The organism is Rheinheimera sp. NSM, from assembly GCF_052380015.1.
GTDB lineage: Bacteria > Pseudomonadota > Gammaproteobacteria > Enterobacterales > Alteromonadaceae > Alishewanella.
The window spans coordinates 1-435 of record NZ_JBQTCI010000019.1; the positions used below are offsets into that span (position 1 = coordinate 1).

The following is a 435-nucleotide window of genomic DNA, read 5'->3' on the forward strand; positions in this document are numbered from 1 at the left end:
CAGTCGGGCCTGCAAAGACCCTTTGCTCTCTTCACGTTAACCAAGTAATTCGTGTGGACTCTGACCGAAACCTCCAGCGTTCGTTAAGGAGGTGATCCAGCCGCAGGTTCCCCTACGGCTACCTTGTTACGACTTCACCCCAGTCATGAACCACACCGTGGTAATCGTCCTCCCGAAGGTTAGACTAACTACTTCTGGTGCAATCCACTCCCATGGTGTGACGGGCGGTGTGTACAAGGCCCGGGAACGTATTCACCGTGACATTCTGATTCACGATTACTAGCGATTCCGACTTCACGCAGTCGAGTTGCAGACTGCGATCCGGACTACGACGCGTTTTGTGAGATTAGCTCCCCCTCGCGGGTTTGCAGCCCTCTGTGCGCGCCATTGTAGCACGTGTGTAGCCCTGGCCGTAAGGGCCATGATGACCTGACG

At 55.4% G+C, this 435-nt stretch carries 1 rRNA gene; it reads right to left on the minus strand.

Annotation, left to right across the window (positions count from 1 at the left end):
• Positions 1-84 precede the first annotated feature (84 nt).
• A 16S ribosomal RNA gene (locus ACTZWV_RS19890) occupies positions 85-435 on the minus strand; the annotation flags it as partial.